The 16,139-nt window shown below is 61.2% G+C and carries 16 protein-coding genes; 5 read left to right on the top strand and 11 right to left on the bottom strand.

Annotated elements, in window-relative coordinates; all coding sequences use genetic code 11:
- Nucleotides 1–290: 290 nt before the first annotated feature.
- From IVB18_RS31795 to IVB18_RS31770, 6 genes are all read right to left on the bottom strand, one after another.
- Nucleotides 291–506: a hypothetical protein gene (locus tag IVB18_RS31795; protein ID WP_247984292.1), complete on the bottom strand. Its 216-nt coding sequence runs from the start codon at nt 504–506 to the stop codon at nt 291–293.
- A gap of 94 nt (nt 507–600) precedes the next feature.
- Nucleotides 601–2,802 carry a xanthine dehydrogenase family protein molybdopterin-binding subunit gene (locus IVB18_RS31790; RefSeq protein ID WP_247984291.1) on the bottom strand — a complete coding sequence of 734 codons (2,202 nt, stop codon included), beginning with the start codon at nt 2,800–2,802 and terminating at the stop codon, nt 601–603.
- A gap of 12 nt (nt 2,803–2,814) precedes the next feature.
- Nucleotides 2,815–3,795, bottom strand: a complete 981-nt coding sequence (locus IVB18_RS31785; protein WP_247984290.1) for a xanthine dehydrogenase family protein subunit M — start codon at nt 3,793–3,795, stop codon at nt 2,815–2,817.
- Nucleotides 3,792–4,442 carry a 2Fe-2S iron-sulfur cluster-binding protein gene (locus IVB18_RS31780; protein ID WP_247984289.1) on the bottom strand — a complete coding sequence of 217 codons (651 nt, stop codon included), beginning with the start codon at nt 4,440–4,442 and terminating at the stop codon, nt 3,792–3,794. The genes IVB18_RS31785 and IVB18_RS31780 overlap by 4 nt, the downstream gene beginning before the upstream one ends.
- Nucleotides 4,443–4,496: 54 nt before the next feature.
- Nucleotides 4,497–4,904 (bottom strand): cupin domain-containing protein, encoded by a 408-nt coding sequence (locus tag IVB18_RS31775; RefSeq protein ID WP_247984288.1) that lies wholly within the window; start codon nt 4,902–4,904, stop codon nt 4,497–4,499.
- Entirely contained in the window at nt 4,901–5,917 is a 1,017-nt protein-coding gene (locus IVB18_RS31770) for an aldo/keto reductase (RefSeq protein WP_276581200.1), read from the bottom strand. The genes IVB18_RS31775 and IVB18_RS31770 overlap by 4 nt, the downstream gene beginning before the upstream one ends.
- Before the next feature lie 414 nt (nt 5,918–6,331).
- Here IVB18_RS31770 and IVB18_RS31765 point away from each other — a divergent pair, with 414 nt between their 5' ends.
- The gene (locus IVB18_RS31765; protein WP_247984287.1) at nt 6,332–6,646 is read left to right on the top strand and encodes a hypothetical protein; all 315 of its coding nucleotides are present in this window, start codon (nt 6,332–6,334) and stop codon (nt 6,644–6,646) included.
- Nucleotides 6,647–6,964: 318 nt separating this feature from the next.
- Here the strand turns inward: IVB18_RS31765 and IVB18_RS31760 are convergent, their stop codons facing one another.
- Both IVB18_RS31760 and IVB18_RS31755 read right to left on the bottom strand, forming a co-directional pair.
- Entirely contained in the window at nt 6,965–7,210 is a 246-nt protein-coding gene (locus IVB18_RS31760) for a hypothetical protein (protein ID WP_247984286.1), read from the bottom strand.
- A gap of 402 nt (nt 7,211–7,612) precedes the next feature.
- Nucleotides 7,613–8,785 (bottom strand): NAD(P)-dependent oxidoreductase, encoded by a 1,173-nt coding sequence (locus IVB18_RS31755; RefSeq protein ID WP_256476457.1) that lies wholly within the window; start codon nt 8,783–8,785, stop codon nt 7,613–7,615.
- A gap of 156 nt (nt 8,786–8,941) precedes the next feature.
- Between IVB18_RS31755 and IVB18_RS31750 the strand changes: the two genes are divergently transcribed.
- Both IVB18_RS31750 and IVB18_RS31745 read left to right on the top strand, forming a co-directional pair.
- Complete coding sequence (locus IVB18_RS31750) at nt 8,942–9,616, top strand: response regulator transcription factor (RefSeq protein ID WP_276581199.1); 675 nt, start codon at nt 8,942–8,944, stop codon at nt 9,614–9,616.
- A 207-nt stretch (nt 9,617–9,823) separates the two neighbouring features.
- Nucleotides 9,824–11,068, top strand: coding sequence for a HAMP domain-containing sensor histidine kinase (locus tag IVB18_RS31745; protein ID WP_346732563.1), 1,245 nt, complete (start codon nt 9,824–9,826; stop codon nt 11,066–11,068).
- Between the two features lie 24 nt (nt 11,069–11,092).
- On the opposite strand, the gene IVB18_RS31740 is transcribed toward IVB18_RS31745, so the two are convergent.
- The 3 genes from IVB18_RS31740 to IVB18_RS31730 all read right to left on the bottom strand — a co-directional run bounded on the left by IVB18_RS31740 (nt 11,093) and on the right by IVB18_RS31730 (nt 13,502).
- Nucleotides 11,093–11,632 carry a cytochrome family protein gene (locus IVB18_RS31740; RefSeq protein ID WP_247984284.1) on the bottom strand — a complete coding sequence of 180 codons (540 nt, stop codon included), beginning with the start codon at nt 11,630–11,632 and terminating at the stop codon, nt 11,093–11,095.
- A 77-nt stretch (nt 11,633–11,709) separates the two neighbouring features.
- Nucleotides 11,710–13,056, bottom strand: a complete 1,347-nt coding sequence (locus tag IVB18_RS31735; protein ID WP_247984283.1) for a sorbosone dehydrogenase family protein — start codon at nt 13,054–13,056, stop codon at nt 11,710–11,712.
- Nucleotides 13,053–13,502 carry a DUF2231 domain-containing protein gene (locus IVB18_RS31730; RefSeq protein ID WP_247984282.1) on the bottom strand — a complete coding sequence of 150 codons (450 nt, stop codon included), beginning with the start codon at nt 13,500–13,502 and terminating at the stop codon, nt 13,053–13,055. The genes IVB18_RS31735 and IVB18_RS31730 overlap by 4 nt, the downstream gene beginning before the upstream one ends.
- Nucleotides 13,503–13,743: 241 nt before the next feature.
- On the opposite strand from IVB18_RS31730, the gene fdhD reads away from it, so the two are divergent.
- Nucleotides 13,744–14,571, top strand: coding sequence for a formate dehydrogenase accessory sulfurtransferase FdhD (fdhD, locus tag IVB18_RS31725; protein ID WP_247984281.1), 828 nt, complete (start codon nt 13,744–13,746; stop codon nt 14,569–14,571).
- Between the two features lie 158 nt (nt 14,572–14,729).
- Complete coding sequence (locus tag IVB18_RS31720; RefSeq protein WP_247984280.1) at nt 14,730–16,139, top strand: cytochrome ubiquinol oxidase subunit I; 1,410 nt, start codon at nt 14,730–14,732, stop codon at nt 16,137–16,139.

Genomic DNA, 16,139 nt, shown 5'->3' with positions numbered 1-16,139 from the left:
CACCTGTGCGAACGCTCCGCCACTCGCGAACAGCGCAAAACCGAGGGCGATCAACCAACACCTCACGTGCATCCTCCATTCGAACCAATTGGGCTCAGGTAAGAAGTATCTATGCGCCCGTGCGTGCCTTTACGGTTTCGCACGAAAATGGTGAGCTGAACCGCTTGCCGATCATGCTCGGGTACGCATCGAAACGGCAAAAGAAGACCCGCCGAAGCGGGTCTGTCTGCATGTCGGAATGGCACGCCTAGGGCATTGCTGCTGGGCGGCGTGCCAATGGCTTGGCGATGTCAATCGTTGACCTTCGGGCCGCCGTGATAAACATGCTCATTGAGTTCCGTTACAGATGTCGGCGACTGCCGGTCAAATGCACCGTAGGCGTTGTCGGCGCGGGCGATGGCCGTCTCAGATACGCGCGGCGGATATGTTGAGATACCCGCAACAGCCGGCAGAGCGAATGCAACGAGCATCGTGATGGATGCGATCATGGTCGAGAGCTTTTTCATAGTGTATCTCCTGCTGTGAGCCCTGACAGATAAGTGGGCTGCGCGGCAAGACAGGACAAGCGTTTCCCGAAGAGTTGAAAGTGCCGGTACGCGTCTATGCTTGATCACGCAAACTAGCGAGCACCTTGTCGAGCGTGATCGGATAGTTCCTGATCCGAGCGCCGCACGCGTTATAGACTGCGTTGGCGATCGCAGCTCCGGCGCCGCAGATTCCGAGCTCACCGATTCCCTTGCTCTTCAACGGATTGGATCGCTCGTCCAGCTCGGGAAGGAACACCGCCTCCAAGCTGGCAGGAATATCTGCGTGTACCGGCACGTGATACTCAGCCAGGTCGTGGTTGACGAAATAGCCAAAGCGCGGATCGAGTACGAGATCCTCGTGCAGGGCTGCGCCGACGCCGAACACCATTCCGCCAATGGCTTGCGACCGTGCCGTCTTTGCGTTCAGGACCCGTCCGGCCGCGAACACGCCGAGCATGCGCCGCAGGCGTACTTCTCCGGTATCCCGGTCGACGCCGACCTCGGCAAAATGGGCGCCATAGGATTGCTGAGAGAAGTTCTGATTGTTGCGACCAGGGCTGATCTCGCCCTCGGCTTCAATTCCGGAGTCGACAAGATCTGTGAGGCTGACAGAGCGCTCTGCCGTTGCAATGTGGCCGTCGCCAAAACGCGCTGTATTGGAATCCATGCCGGCACGTACTGCCAGTTTCTCGCGCAAGGCCTGACACGCCTCGAACAGTGCCGATCCGGAGCTCGCCGCGCCGAACGAGCCGCCTGAGCCGGCCGCTTCCGGAAAGATGGTATCGCCCAGATCGACCCGCACTCCTTCAATCGGCAATCCCAGCATCTCGGCGGCGATCTGTGCCAGGATCGTGTAGGTCCCCGTGCCGATATCGGTCATTGCCATTTTCACGGTGGCCACGCCGTCGGGACCCAGCCGCACATTGGCTCTTGAGAACCGGAGGGGATTGCCTCGAGTTCCGGCAGACATGCCGATTCCGACCAACCAGTGTCGGTCCCTAACCTGACTCGGGATCGAATTGCGTTTGTCCCAGCCGAACCGACGTGCGCCCTCCTGCATGCAGGCGACCAGATTGCGACTGGAGTAGGGGGTGTGTTTTTCAGGATCCTCGGCAGGCTCATTCCGAATTCGCAGCTCGATAGGATCGAGCTTCAGCTTTTCGGCAAGCTCGTCCATGGCGCACTCCAGCGCGAGCAGGCCGACCGCCTCACCGGGGGCGCGCATGGACGATGCAACGGGAATGTCGAGCGGCACCAGGCGATGCCGCGTCAGCCGATTGGGACCGGCGTAGAGCGAACGGGTCTGAAGCGCGGCAGCCTCGTAGACCTGTTCGGACGGCAAGTTGCCGGAGAAGACGTCGTGGCCGATCGCGAGAATCCGACCGTCGCGGTCGGTACCCAGGCGGACGCGCTGGATGGTGTCCGAGCGATGCGTCGTCACATGGAAGATCTGCTGCCTGGTGAGCGCGACCTTGACGGATCGCTTGAGGTATCGTGCTGCGATTGCGGCAAGAATGGCATCGGCGTTCACCCATAGCTTGCCGCCGAAGCCGCCGCCGATGAAGGGGCTGACCAGGCGCACGTTTGCGAGGGGGATATTCAAGGTCCGGGCGATGACCCGCTGGCCCTGATTCAGCATCTGGTTCGCCGTATGCAGGATCAACTTGTCGTCGTCCCACATCGCGAGCGTCGCATGCGGCTCCATCATCGCGTGGCTTTGCAGCGGGGTGCTGTAGGACACATCGATCTGCACGGGCGCGCTCGCATACGCGTCCGAGAAGTTTCCGACTTCGCTGTCGGCCGGCGCACCGTCCGTTTGGTGCGGGACGCGGGCCATGTCGAGATGTTGGGGCAGAGCGTAGTGTCCCTTGTCCCGATCATACTTCACGTTGACCAGAAAGGCGGCGGCCCTGGCCTGCTCGAATGTTTCGGCGACGACGAATGCGACCGGTTCGCCGTAGCGGGACACGACCTGGCCCGTGAGCACAGGATGCGCCTCACGATGATTGCCGGTGCCCTGCTTGGGAGCGTTACGATGGGTGAGGACAAGTTTGACGCCCGGCGCCCGCTCGGCCGCGAGCGTTTCGATCGAGGTGATCTCCCCTTTTGCGATCGAAGCTTCAATGACAAATCCGTAGAGTGCGTCCTGTCGCATCTCGTAGGCGTAGCGTGCGCCGCCGGTGACCTTCAGTCGTCCGTCGACACGATCGAGTGGTTTGCCGACAATCTTCTCGGCATCCAGCGCATTCGCCCCGACCGGTGCATCCATGTCCATTTCGATGTTCCCTCAGATACGGGTGATCTCGCCGAGCACGGCGTGCAAAGTGCGGCGGGTCAGCGGAATCTTGAAATCATTGGAGCCGGCTCCATGCGCGCCCTCGAGAACCGCGTCCGCGGCTGCATCGAACGAATTGGCGCCGGCAACTGCATTCGTGAGACTTTGCTCGGCAGCGGCGACGCGCCATGGCTTGGCGGCGAGACCGCCGAAGGCGAGCCGCGACGAGCGGATTCGACCGCGCACGCTGTCAACGATGGCGGCCACCGAAACCAGCGCAAAAGCGTAGGACGCGCGGTCGCGCACCTTTCGGTAGACCTGGGCGCCCGGAGGCGGCGGAGGCAGCGTCACAGCCGTGACGATCTCGCCCGACCCTAGAGCCGACTCGATTTGTGGCGTGCGGCCCGGGAGCCGGTGGAAGTCGGCGATCGGGATCGTGCGGGTTCTGTCTTCATGGTCAATTGTCTCGACCTTTGCATCGAGTGCGCGCATGGCAACGGCCATATCCGATGGATGGGTCGCGATGCACGCCTCGCTACCGCCCAGGATCGCATGGATGCGGTTGAATCCGGCGAGCGCCGAACAGCCCGAGCCGGGTACACGCTTGTTGCATGGCTTTGTGACGTCATAGAAGTAGTAGCAGCGCGTCCGCTGCAGCAGATTGCCGGCCGTCGTCGCCTTGTTGCGCAATTGAGCGCTCGCGCCGGCGAGCAGGGCACGGCTTAGCACGCCGTAGTGCTGCCGCACCCGCACATCTGCCGCGAGATCGCTGTTGCGGACCAATGCGCCGATGCGCAAGCCGCCTTCCGAAGTCTCTTCGATCTTATCGAGCGGCAGCCGGTTGATGTCGACCAGGGTCGATGGCGTCTCCACCTGCAACTTCATGAGATCGAGCAGGTTGGTGCCGCCGGCAATGATCTTGACGCCGGGCTTGCTCACCGCGATAGCTGCATCCGTGACCGATTGCACACGCCCATAGGAGAAGGCTCTCATGTCTGTTCTCCCATTGCCTGCTTGATTGCCGCGACAATGTTCGGGTAGGCCGCGCAGCGGCAGATATTGCCGCTCATCCGCTCACGAATTTCATCGTCGCTCAGCTCTGCTGTCGGCTGGGTCAGATCCGCGGTCACATAGCTCGGCACACCCTTGCGGCTTTCGGCCAGCATGCCCACTGCTGAGCAGATCTGGCCCGAAGTGCAGTAGCCGCACTGAAACCCGTCATGCTCGACGAACGCGGCCTGCATGGGATGCAGATCTTCGCCGAAAGCAAGTCCTTCAACGGTGGTTATCGATTGACCATCGTGCATGACCGCCAGCGTAAGGCATGAATTGATGCGGCGTCCCTCGATCAGAACGGTGCAGGCGCCGCACTGGCCGTGATCGCATCCTTTCTTCGAGCCGGTGAGCGCCAGAGGCTCGCGCAAGGCGTCCAGCAAGGTTGTACGGGGGTCGAGCGTAAGATTGTGCAGGCGGCCGTTGACCCGAAGTGCGACCGACGTGGGAAGGAGGGCAACCTCATCGGTCCCGGCGGCAAGCGCGCCACGTGGAAGGCTACTCAACACGAGCGCGGTGGTGCCGGTCTCGATGACCGTACGGCGCGTGACCTCCACGGTTGGAAAAATGGATGGTGTATCTTCCATGTCTGTTCCTTATTTGCAGGGCAGATCAAAGATGTCGGGGCAAGGTCACATCGCTCATGACCAGAACGTGTCCGGTAGATTGACAACGATGGGTACAGGCGTGCTGCGCACCACGACCCACCGGAAAGGCAGGACGCGGGATGGATTGACCTCCATATGCGGAAGAAACGCGGGGACGTGAATGAAGTCGCCGGCCTTCGCGCGTGCAGAGAATTCGCCCCGGTCGCCCCAGCGAACTTCGCAGCGGCCTGACAGGACGAATGCGATCGTGTCCTGTTCGCCGTGGTGGTGGATTCCGGTTCGTGCGCCCGGCTCCACTTCGAAGAGGCCACCCCAGAGGGTCGAAATGATGCCCAGCGACGGTCCGATCGCGGCGAAGCGATGGGAGCCCGATGTCTGTGCCGTCGTCGCGTCGAATCGATCGCGGCTCACGATTTGGATTGCTGATCGTGTGTCCATCATGCCGCCTCCCGATCCGGAGGCGCCATGAATTCGGGACCGACGGGATCCCTGATTGTCTCCTGAAGAATTCGGTTGATTTCGGCCATGGCGGCTTCGTCGAGTCGCCAGCCGAGCACGTCGGCGATCGGCGAGAGTTGCTCCGAGCGTCGAGCACCCCACAACGCAATGTTCAACTCGCCGCTATCGAGTACCCAGCGTACCGCCAGATGGATCACTCCCCTGTTGAAGCGTTCCCGCGCGAACTGGTCGAGCCGCCCCACCGCGTCGAGATATTGCTGGAAGCGTGGCGGTCGAAATTTGGGATCGCTCTTCCGCAGGTCGTCGCCGGTGAAATGGCTCGATGTTGACATGCTACTGGACAGCAGGCCTCGGCACAGCGAGCCGTAAGCGAGCAGCGCGATCTTCTTCTCCTGGCAGTAGGGGAGCACGTCCTGCTCGATTGCGCGTTCGAACAGATTGTAGGGCGGCTGAGCCGTATGAAGTGGCGCGACCTTGCGGAATTCATCCATTTGCGCCGGGCTGAAATTGCTGACGCCGACCGCCCGAATCTTGCCGTCACGGTGCAGCGCGCCGACCGCCTCGGCAGTTTCGGCAATCGGCGTAAGGGGATCGGGCCAGTGCACCTGATAGAGATCGATGACATCCGTCCGAAGCCGGCGCAAAGAATCGTCGACTTCCTCGATGATCCGGGCCTTGCGCGCATTGCGAAATGGCTTGCCGTCCTTCCAGTCGAGTCCCGCCTTCGTGGCGATGATTGCGTTCCAGCGCCGACCGCCGGCGAGGGCCTTGCCGACGATCTCCTCCGAGCGACCGAATCCGTAGACGGGCGCGGTATCTATGAGATTGATTCCGCGATCGAGCGCTTCCCGGATCGTCTTGATCGCATCGCTTTCGTCGGTCCCGCCCCACATCCAGCCACCGATCGCCCAAGTCCCGAGTGCAATGCGAGACGCGCGGATGGATGTGCCGGGGATGTCGATGTATTCCATGTTCCTTTTCGGGGCGATGTTCATTGCTTGATCCTTTTTAGTCTGCGCCCACTTGATCGCATGAGAAGACGCTGGGGATATTCGCGCGAACCAATCTCGATGCTCTGATCGGACGCTGCCTGTCTCTGGACATCGCGGATGCAATTGCACACCGGCGGCGTTGAGTGGGCGAACTTGATAGGTCCGAGGTATTGGCGCTGGCGATGCGTCGCCATTAAATTGGACTTCAGAGTCGTCACGTTGAATTGACGTCCCGATTGGGGCTGCCGTCGGTCCGGATGACGCAAGCGGATCCGGACCGAAAGCAGGGAGGCCGCAGTTGCATTAGCTGCAGCTTAGTGGCAACGGCTGATCGGGATGCAAGGCGTACCAATCGTAGCAGTCGGGGTCGCCATAGTAGGCGTAACCCCTCCGGTATCTGCCGTAGTGATTCATGGCATGGTCATGGATACCGGTGCCATACGGACGGGGATGATCGCCACCGATCCGACCCATGTCGCCACGCATTGCCATGCCGCCGACATGAACGCCTCCGCCGAAGCCGCCCACGTGCGCACCGCCGCCGATACCGCCGATGTGCGCGCCTCCTCCGAAACCGCCCATGTGTCCGCCACCGCCGAAACCTCCGCCGTGACCGCCACCACCTCCGCCGCCGCCCCGTGCATCCGCCGCGCCGACAGCCAGTGCGGAGGCAAGCGCGGTCATAGCCAGGATCATCATCACTCGTTTCATCAAGACACTCCTTGTATTTGAATATTCACCGGTCAGCGCAATCCGTAAGCGGCTGCGTGGCCAGGCTTTCGCGAGGCTTGAAAGAGTAGGATCGATCGACGGCCGCGCCATTCAAATTGCCTTCACAAAGGCCGGAGTACTGTCCACTCGTGGCAAGTTGAGAAATGCCGAGACCAAAGAGACACGCGGTTGGGGGCTCGCTGCCGGAGAGAACGATCAATAAAAAACGAGCTGGAAGAGAGTCCAGCCCGCTCTTTGTCGATGCGCTGATCGACGAGGAGTCACAAGCGCCAAGGCGCGAGAGAAACAGTCGAACAGGCCGAAACCGCAATACACAGATTAGAACGCGCCCGTGCCCGGTTCGCAGGGAACGTTGTTGCCGGTCCACGGCGCCGTCGCAAATGCGCCGACGCGCGGCGCCGGAACGCAGGCACGGTCACCCGAATAGAACGGCGCTTCCGGCGCGGCGGCATTGGCCTCCACAGCAGTCCGCCGAGCGAGGCTGCCGCTTTCACGCGCCATAGCGGGCGTAGCAAGCATTGCAACCGCAATCAGTCCAGTCGACAGCAGTTTGAGATTCGTCATTGAGCTTCTCCGTTGAAAAACCGCGGGCCGAGTCAAAGAGCGGCCCATCCCAGCAGATGGGATGGATCACAGGTCAGCCAAACGCACGAAACACTCACGCGGCTTCAATGGAGCGTGACTCGGGAATGCGAGAAATGGCACTAAGCGGCGTCCGTGTGCGCCTTTTGCGAAAACTCCGTCTATCGCGGTGCGCGCTGCAGTCGCGCGTGGGAACGCGAACTTCAAAGCGTTGCAGATTCATATTTGGAGGAGGTTGGGTAACTGCGCAGACATCTTCGAGAGCGCAGCTCGAAAGAAAGATCCAACGGACGGAGATCGATCGTGTTGCAGCGGCGCTCGGTGGAGTCATCACGTTGAGCGCCGTGTTGAGGCGGTTTTACCAAGCCGCGCGGGCCGACAGGTCTATAGTCCCGCTTCCTCTGAGGCCACCATTCCGAGTGCCGTCCAGTCGAGTCCGCCATGCCCACGCGCGATTCCCGTGATCAACCGGTCGCGGACGACGCCGACCGAGGGCATCGGCGCGCCGGCCAGCTCCGCCTCGGCCAGCGCCAGGCGCACGTCCTTGAGCGCCAGCGGCATCGTCAACCCCGGTTTGAAACTGCCGGCAACGAGCCGGCTGCCATAGTTCTTGTGGACGCGACTGTCGAACATCGTCCCGGTCATGATATCCACGAATTGCTGTGGGTCCTGTCCACGCTTGCGCAGGACGGTCACGACTTCTCCGAGGACCTCGAGAGCGGTCGCCGTCATCATATTGCCGAGCAGCTTGATCAGATTGGCTTGCGTGGGATCCGTCCCAATGACGAAAGTCTGCCCCAACGAATCCATCACCGGCCGGCAACGTTCACAGGAAGTTGGGTTGCCTGCGAGGATGACAGTCAGCTGGCGGGCTCTGGCGGCATCGGGGTTGCCGAATACGGGGGCGGCAACATAGCCTTGACCGCGACGTTCATGCTCGAGCAGAAACGCGGCCGAGGCCTCGGTGCTGATGGTGCTCATCGACAGATGGATCACGCCCGGCCGTAAGGACTCCGATATCCCGAATGGTCCAAAGAAGACATTCCGCACGGCAGCGTCATCCGGCAGCATGGTGATGATGACGTCGCTATCGAACAAGTCCGAGCGACGTGTTGTTGCCGTCACTCCGAGCGCCTGGAGGTCGTTGATGCGCTCCGGCCGGCGTACATAGGCGCGCACGTTGCAACCGTCAGCCGCGAGATTGGCCGCCATGGCTGTACCCATCAGGCCAAGCCCGATGAATCCGATCCTGGAGGACATCAGCCCATCAACTCGCGGATTGCCGGTCGTATCCCGTTTGTCGACATCGTCAAGCATGGCACTCGTTCTCCTGATCGCATATCCGGGAACGTAAGCATCTGGTCGAGGATGTCGTCTAAAATCGAGTTCAGTGTTGGCAGAGGCAAAAGCACCCGGTGGGGCCGTCCGGCTCCGGGCGATGACGACGGGCGCCCGATCCCTTAAGCTCCTTAAATCGCTATTTAATGGCGCCTCCTCGGAAGGGGGATTATGTCTCTTGTCGACGGTCCTGCCGCGCTTGCCAAGGCGGCCTGACAACCCGGAGCGGACGGTGCTGCGCCAGGTCAGTGGGGTAGCGCGGTCCGGCTCACTCCAAGTCGGTTAGTTGGGCGGTGGCCTATGACTTTGCCAACGAGCGAGCATATGATTTCCAGCCAACCGGTTGGGCAGTTTGGAATCCCTGAGATCGAACGGATGATGAAGGTTCTCCTGATCGAAGACGACGGCGGAACGGCCGAGGAAATCGTGGCCGAGCTGAGCGAGCTTGGGTTTGAGGTCGATTGGGCGTCGAATGGAATTGACGGCCTCGACAAGGCTCGTGCGCTGCATCCCGATGTCCTGATCGTCGATCGCATGCTGCCCGGCATGGACGGGCTCACAATCATCGAGGCGTTGCGGAGAGACCAGGTCAGCACCCCAGTTCTGGTGCTGAGCGCGCTCGGCGCCGTCGACGATCGGGTGCGAGGCTTGCGGAGCGGCGGAGACGATTACCTGACGAAGCCCTTTGCAGTCGTGGAGCTCATAGCAAGAATTGAAGCCCTGCTTCGTCGTCCCACGGACAGCCGTGGAACGACGTTGCGGGTCGGTCCTCTTGAACTCGATCTGATCGAGCGTACCGCGTCGCGCGGCGAACGGAAGATCGATTTGTTGCCGCGCGAATTCCGTCTCCTCGAATACATGATGCGGCGAAGTGACCAGTTGCTGACCCGTGCGATGTTGCTCGAAGAGGTCTGGAACTACAAGTTCGTCCCGGCGACGACCAATCTTGTCGACGTGCATATGGGCCGGCTGCGGCACAAGGTTGACGGCCCCGGGGAACCCCAGTTGATTCACAATGTCCGGGGCTCCGGGTTCATTCTGCGAGCGTAGCAATAGGCGCCGACAGCGCTGTTGCCTGGCGATCGAATGAGGTACGAACACCAACCGGCGGGATCGATGCGCCAGCTCCAATTGATACGCTCGAACACCTTCCGCTGGGCCTCGGCGGTGGCCGCCGTATTCGCCGTATTCATGATTGTGATGTTCGGCTTCATCTACTGGAAGATCGACGGCTATCTGATCGCGCGATCCGATCGCATGATCGCCCAACAGCTCAATTTCATCGCGGTCCTGCGGCAGGACCGCCGCGTCGGTGCAATCTCGGACCATCTCGACCAGGATTCCAGAGGCGTCCAGTATGCGGGATTGTTTGATTCTGCCGGCAACCGGCTTGCTGGCAATCTGGCACGGTTGCCGCAGGACCTCAGGATCGACGGAACGGCGCAAGCTGCAAGGGTCGCGCGCGTTGGTCGATTGCAGGGTGGTGATCCGCTGATTCGCGCAGTAGCCAGGCGTCTGGAAAATGGCGACGTCCTCGTCATGGGACGGAACGTCGACGAGACCCGCGAGATATCGAGTGTCGTGGGGCAAGCCCTCATGCTGGGGCTGCTGCCGGCGCTCTGTCTGTGCTTGTCGGCCGGAGTCTGGTTGAGTGTACGCTCCCAAAGGCGAGTCGAGGAGGTCAATCAGCGGGTTCAGCGCATCATCGCCGGTGACCTGCGCGAGCGTCTTCCGCATCGAAATGCCAACGATCCGTTCTCCAGATTGGCTGTGATCGTGAACGGCATGCTTGATGAAATGGAGGCGATGATCAATGCGCTCGCCGGCGTCGGCAACGATATTGCGCACGATCTGCGGACCCCGCTGACACGCGCCCGGTTGTCCTTGGAGCGCGGGCGCACGCACGCAACCACGGTGGAGCAACTTCAGGCCGTCGCGGACAAGGCGATCGGAGGCATTGATCAGTCGCTCGCGATCATCACCGCGCTGCTGCGGCTGACGGAGATCGAGAACAGCCGGCGTTCGGCCGGGTTCGGCAATGTTGCGCTTCATGAAATCCTGCGGGAAGTATGCGACGTTTACGAGCCGATTGCGGAGGACAAGAGCATCGAGCTTGGCGTGGATATCGACCGCAAGCTGCACGTCTGGGGTGACCGGGATCTTCTCTTCGAGGCTGTGGCAAATCTCGTCGACAACGCCATCAAGTTCACGCCGGCCGGCGGGAAGGTCGGCCTGGACCTCTTGCGTGGTGACAAGGAAACTATCGTGCGCGTGACCGATACCGGTTCGGGTATCAGCGAACAGGAGTGTGAAGCCGTGCTGCGGCGATTTTACCGCTCCGACAAGATGCGTAACACGCCGGGTGTCGGGCTCGGACTGAGCCTGGTGGCGGCTATCATCAAGCTGCATAGCTTCCGATTGGTCGTCCGTCCTGGTCCCGGGGGACGCATCGAGATCGTCTGTCCTGACAAGGCCAATGGAGCGAACCAGCCGCAGAGATGATCGATGCGGTGGCCAGATGCGACGCTACCGTCCAGCCTTGCCGAAGATCAAGTCTGATTGGGCGGCTCCGGCCGGGCGGCCAATCACAACCGTACCGTGGTTTAGCGCTTGGTGACAGGAGTTGCAGGCCTCGCTGAGCTCGTCATAGGCTTTCCCAAACTCCGCGCCGTCTCTCCGATCGATCGCAACCTTCAGATCCTCGAATGGCTGTTTGGTGACGGACGCGATCATGTCGGGAAGCGGGGTATTCTGCTCCATCGGATGCGCCCGTCCGAGTCGGCCGAAAGCGCCGCGGAGATTGCCCAGCTCGTAGGCGACAAAATCCCAGTCGCCGGCCTGTTCGGCGCGCCATATTCGCTCGTGCCTGGGTTGAATCGTGCCAATCATCATGTCGCTGATGCTTGGCAGGTACGTTGGCGGTTGAGTGGAGGAGGCGCCTGGTGGGCCGGCATGAGCTCCGGGCAAGCGCACGAAGGCGGTTGTCAGCAGGATCACAATGGAAGCCGACAGCAGGCCAAAGGCCAGTGAGCTCTTCGACACGGCAGAGAAGGGACCAAGGTTCATGGTGGCTATTCCGAACGGGGCGGAAGAAAAGTAGGTGGGCCCGGTGCTGTACGGACCCACCTAAGCTCGCTCGTTTGCTACGAGGCCGGCTTCGGAGCAGCGGCGTTAGCCGACGAGACGCGCCACACGATATTGCCGACATCGTCGGCGATCAGCAGCGCACCGGTCCGATCGACGGCAAGGCCAACCGGTCTGCCGTGGGTGTGGTTGTTTGCATCAAGAAAGCCGGTGACGACGTCCTGCGCGGGGCCCGAGGGTTTGCCATCCTTGAAGGGTACGAAGACCACCTTGTAGCCGTTGAGTGGTGTTCGATCCCAGCTGCCATGCTCTCCGACGAAGGCGCCGCTCTCATAGTTTGCGGGCAAACCATGGCCAGCGGACATGGCAAATCCGAGCGGAGCCACGTGGGAGCTGAGCGCGTAGTCCGGCACGATCGCTCTGGCCACGAGATCTGGCCGTTGCGGTTGAACGCGCGGATCGAGATGCTGGCCATAGTAGCTGTACGGCCAGCCGTAAAAGCCCCCGTCCTGCACTGAGGTGAGATAATCCGGCACCAAATCGGGCCCGATCTCGTCTCGTTCGTTGGCAATCGCCCAAAGCTTGCCGGTCGTCGGTTCCCACTGCAGGCCTGTCGGGTTGCGCACGCCGCCGGCGAAAATGCGATGTGCACCGGTGGCGCGGTCGACCTCCCAGATGGCGGCGCGCTCATACTCGGCCTGCAAGCCATTCTCTCCGACGTTGCTGTTCGATCCGACACCGACGTAGAGCTTGGATCCGTCCGGGCTGGCCAGAAGGCTCTTCGTCCAATGATGATCGATCGGGCCGCCCGGCAGATCGGTCAGCTTGGTGCCCTTGGCAGTGATGCTGGTCTGTCCGTCCTGATACGGATAGCGCATGATCGCGTCCGTGTTTGCGACATAAAGATCGTGGCCAACCAGCGCGACGCCGAACGGGGAATTGAGGTGATCGAGGAACACCGTTCGCGTGTCGGGAATTCCGTCGCCATTGGTGTCGCGGAGCAACGTAATTCGGTTGGCGTCCTTCGCCTTGGCACCGGCGAACCACTGCACCACGCCGGTGATCAGATCCTTGGGACGGAAAACCGGCGCCTTTGGACCGTTGCTCTCGACGACCAGCACATCGCCGTTGGGCAGGACGTAGACCGATCTGGGGTGCTGAAGCGCCGTGGCCAGCGCATGGACTTGTAGCCCCTGTCCGACCTTTGGTGTCTCGGACCCCCAACCCACGGGGGTGGCGATCCGGATCGGAGGCAGCAGATATTGGTGTAGCGGCGGCAGCGCGGGATTTGCGCCGATCTGCAGCTTCGGATCACCTCCACTACCGTCGCAGCCGGCCAAACCCAATCCGGCGACAGCGACCATGATGGCAGTCATGCGGGGTAAGCTCGTCTTGACGTCAGTCATGCCTTTGCTCCGACGCGATAGCGGTTGGTCAATGTCCAGCTTGGGGACATTGCGAAAAGCAGGAGAACGAGGGCGACGCCCGAGAGGGTCAGGCCCGTGGGGACGACCGCGGTGTAACCGTCGCGGCTGTGAACGAGGACATTGAAAATGGACAGCACGACCGCGGACGCGTAGGCGAATGTGCGGATCAATGCCGGTCTCTGCCCGCGAAAGAGATCGATCAAGGCGGCCAGCGTGACAAGCGCGGCCATGACCAGTCCTCCGGCAATCAGCCAGACGGAAAACCGATACCACGTCACCTCGGCGGTCCGGCTATAGGCCAGGTCGGTGGCGAATGCCGCCGCAAAGTAGGCCACCGGAAACGGCACCAACATCTGGTGAATAGGTCGCTTGGGTCCCCTGGCCAGTGGCGGACTGGTGAGGGCAGTACTTTCTGACTTAGTCATGCTCGTTCGCTCCGTGCATCGATCTCTACGCCTGCGCCCACGACAGAGTGACGCTCCACGCGGACCTGTCGACCTGATTGAGCGCTCGTCTCCGATATCGTTATCGACCGCCGAACGATCTTTCGAATTCGCACGCAGCAGGCAAGCCGGCGCTCCGGCAGCGCTGTCGTGCGATCAGGAAAATCCGACCGTGAGGCGAAAATATCTCTCTGGATGAGCAACGTAGCTGAGGAGAGCAGCAATGATCACCGGTAGTCCGTTTCAGCAGCGAGCAAAGCTCCTCTGGCGCGGTGGAAACCCTACGCTTGCATCAAGATATGTGGCTGAGGAGAGTGCGATTGCGCTCACGTTTGGCGGATCCACCAATGCGGTGATGATGGCCACACCGGCTGATTTGGAGGATTTCGGAGTTGGCTTCGCCTTGACGGAAGGCATCATCGACCAGGCGGACGAGATTGCCAGCATCGAGATCGTGGAGAGCAGCCTGGGAGTCGAGGTTCAAATGTGGCTGGACGGAGATCGAGCGGACGAGCTCTCGGCGCGTCGCCGGGCCATGGTCGGCCCGGTCGGCTGTGGCTTGTGCGGAATCGAAAGCCTGGAGCAGGCCAGCCGCACGCTGCCGCACGTATCAAGCAAGGCGACCTTTTGCGCGCGCGACTTGCTGAACGCCATGAGCGAGCTCGAGCCCTTACAGGAGCTCAATCAGAAGACGCGGGGCGTACACGCTGCGGCGTTCTGGCAACCGGACAAGGGCATAGGCCCGGTGCGGGAAGATGTCGGCCGTCATAACGCACTTGACAAGCTCGCTGGTGCGCTCCTTCGCGAGAACCTGGCGAGGGCAGGGGGTGCAATTCTCCTGACAAGCCGCGTGTCGGTCGAGATGGTGCAGAAAACTGCACGAATCGGTGCACCTGTCCTCGTCGCAGTCTCGGCGCCCACTTCGCTCGCTATTCAGACGGCCGATCAAGCCGGCGTTACGTTGATCGCGGTCGCTCGCGCGGATGGATATGAAATTTTCACCCATCCCGACCGTCTCAACTTCTCTGACTGTTCGACGGTCGCAGCTTGAAGACGCTCCAGGTGCGGGAGTTCCTCCAGCAGTTCGGCGCGGATCGGGTTTCATGCAAACGAGAATTTCATTCGCTTTGGAAAGATGGTCGTGAAGTGTCTCCTACCTGCAGCAAAGCGGATTCAACGCGTGGTCTGTGAGGGCAAAGGATAATTCACATGGATGCAACGGCGCTCTTGCTGTCGCGGATACAGTTCGGCTTCACCATCTCATTTCACATCATCTTCCCTGCATTCACGATCGGTCTTGCCGCCTGGCTGACAGTCCTCGAAGCAATGCACATGCGAACAGGTCGCCCCGTCTATCAGGCGCTGTTCGAATTCTGGCTCAAGATCTTCGGTGTCGCCTTCGGTATGGGCGTCGTCTCGGGAGTCGTCATGGGATTCCAGTTCGGAACGAACTGGAGCGTCCTGTCGAAGATGTCCGGACCGATCCAGGGGCCGCTTCTCTCGTACGAAACCTTCACGGCATTCATGCTGGAAGCCAGTTTCTTCGGAGTCCTGGTGTTCGGACGCAAGCGCGTGCCGCCATGGTTCTATCTGTTCTCCACCGCGATGGTGTCGCTCGGGACCACGTTGTCTGCCTTCTGGATCATGGTCAATAACAGCTGGATGCAGGTGCCGGTCGGCTACGTCTTCCAGAACGGCTATTTCGCGCCGGACGATTGGACGAAGATCATTTTCAATTCGGTCGTATGGTCGCGTTTTCCGCACATGCTGCTGGCGGCCTATCTCACGGGCGCATTTTGCGTTGCCGCGACCGGCGCATGGTACGTGTTGCGCGGCGACTACTACGCTGAATCCCGGGTGATGCTGCGAATGGGACTGTTCCTCGCGGCAATCCTGATCCCTGTCCAGCTCTTATTCGGTCATCTGGTCGGCGACTACGTTCACGACCACCAGCCGGCAAAGTTCGCGGCCATCGAGGGGCGCTGGCATGACGAGCAGCCCGCGAGCGAAGTGCTGATCGGACTGCCGGATCCGGCGACTGAAAGCAACAAATTCGAAATCAAGGTGCCGATTCTCGGAAGCATTATCGCGAGTTCGAGCCTTAGCTCGAAGGAGGTCGGGCTGGCCGATTTCGTGCCGCAAGATCGCCCGCCGGTGCTGATACCGTTCGTAACGTTCCGGATCATGGTCGGCTGCGGGCTGATCATGCTCGCGATCGCGTGGCTCGGGTCCTATCTGAGCATCAAGCGGCGCCTGCGTCGAAACCGCGCCATGCTTTGGGCAATCTTCCTCAGTTTCCCGCTTCCGTTCATCGCCATTCTCACCGGTTGGTATGTTGCCGAGGTGGGACGACAGCCCTGGGCGATCTACGGATTACTGCGGACGGCCGACGCCGTGACGCCGTTCCTGACGGCGTCGGCGGCGATGACCTCGCTCGTGCTATTCGGAGCGGTTTATCTCTTCATCTTCTCTTTCGGCACATTCTACATCTATCGGCTTTTACGCACCGGTCCGACGCGCCTCGTCGTCGAGCCGCCGCACGGCGCCTCTCCAAACCGCCCGATGTCGCTCGCCGACCCGGAGCTTATTCGGTCAGGTTATCGGAGCGCAGGAGAATAG

Source organism: Bradyrhizobium sp. 186, assembly GCF_023101685.1.
Taxonomy (GTDB): domain Bacteria; phylum Pseudomonadota; class Alphaproteobacteria; order Rhizobiales; family Xanthobacteraceae; genus Bradyrhizobium.
The sequence above is the reverse complement of the archived record's forward strand: the minus strand, read 5'-3'. Positions and strand labels throughout refer to the sequence as shown.

Bases quoted from the DNA above. Each gene is read 5' to 3' on its own strand.
- fdhD (WP_247984281.1), top strand. From the start codon at position 13,744: ATGATCACCGGTAGTCCGTTTCAGCAGCGAGCAAAGCTCCTCTGGCGC.
- IVB18_RS31795 (WP_247984292.1), bottom strand. From the start codon at position 506: ATGAAAAAGCTCTCGACCATGATCGCATCCATCACGATGCTCGTTGCA.
- IVB18_RS31745 (WP_346732563.1), top strand. From the start codon at position 9,824: ATGATCGCCCAACAGCTCAATTTCATCGCGGTCCTGCGGCAGGACCGC.
- IVB18_RS31770 (WP_276581200.1), bottom strand. From the start codon at position 5,917: ATGAACATCGCCCCGAAAAGGAACATGGAATACATCGACATCCCCGGC.
- IVB18_RS31740 (WP_247984284.1), bottom strand. From the start codon at position 11,632: ATGAACCTTGGTCCCTTCTCTGCCGTGTCGAAGAGCTCACTGGCCTTT.
- IVB18_RS31780 (WP_247984289.1), bottom strand. From the start codon at position 4,442: ATGGAAGATACACCATCCATTTTTCCAACCGTGGAGGTCACGCGCCGT.
- IVB18_RS31750 (WP_276581199.1), top strand. From the start codon at position 8,942: ATGATGAAGGTTCTCCTGATCGAAGACGACGGCGGAACGGCCGAGGAA.
- IVB18_RS31765 (WP_247984287.1), top strand. From the start codon at position 6,332: ATGGTCATGGATACCGGTGCCATACGGACGGGGATGATCGCCACCGAT.
- IVB18_RS31730 (WP_247984282.1), bottom strand. From the start codon at position 13,502: ATGACTAAGTCAGAAAGTACTGCCCTCACCAGTCCGCCACTGGCCAGG.
- IVB18_RS31735 (WP_247984283.1), bottom strand. From the start codon at position 13,056: ATGACTGACGTCAAGACGAGCTTACCCCGCATGACTGCCATCATGGTC.
- IVB18_RS31760 (WP_247984286.1), bottom strand. From the start codon at position 7,210: ATGACGAATCTCAAACTGCTGTCGACTGGACTGATTGCGGTTGCAATG.
- IVB18_RS31775 (WP_247984288.1), bottom strand. From the start codon at position 4,904: ATGATGGACACACGATCAGCAATCCAAATCGTGAGCCGCGATCGATTC.
- IVB18_RS31790 (WP_247984291.1), bottom strand. From the start codon at position 2,802: ATGGACATGGATGCACCGGTCGGGGCGAATGCGCTGGATGCCGAGAAG.
- IVB18_RS31785 (WP_247984290.1), bottom strand. From the start codon at position 3,795: ATGAGAGCCTTCTCCTATGGGCGTGTGCAATCGGTCACGGATGCAGCT.
- IVB18_RS31720 (WP_247984280.1), top strand. From the start codon at position 14,730: ATGGATGCAACGGCGCTCTTGCTGTCGCGGATACAGTTCGGCTTCACC.